Origin of the sequence: Enterobacter cloacae complex sp.6700776, from assembly GCF_048284255.1 — a bacterium.
GTDB lineage: Bacteria > Pseudomonadota > Gammaproteobacteria > Enterobacterales > Enterobacteriaceae > Enterobacter > Enterobacter intestinihominis.
On the sequence record NZ_JBLVYK010000236.1, the window covers coordinates 1 to 285 of the forward strand.

Annotated in this window: 1 protein-coding gene; it reads left to right on the forward strand. The window is 57.2% G+C overall.

From position 1 onward, the window contains the following. Nucleotides 1-42: 42 nt before the first annotated feature. On the forward strand, nucleotides 43-285 hold a 243-nt coding region (locus ACNQ0T_RS24035; protein ID WP_417930476.1), incomplete at its 3' end, for a helix-turn-helix domain-containing protein.

Consider the following 285-nt stretch of genomic DNA (forward strand, 5'->3'; position numbering starts at 1 on the left):
GTATCAGCTGGTCAACTGCGGGGAATTAATAAGGTTACAACTATGAGCAAGATGCTGAAATCGATCCACCAGGAAGTTCAGGGCCTGCACCGCGCCGGTTTCGTCGACGACGTGACCATGCGCACCTTCGACATGCTGTGCCTGCGGCCGGTGAAACAGTTCGGGCCGGCCGAGATCCGCGCATTGCGCGAACGCGAAAACGTCAGTCAGCCGGTGTTTGCGCTATATCTCAACGTCAGCAAAAAGGCGGTACAGAAATGGGAGCGCGGCGAAGCGCAACCGAAC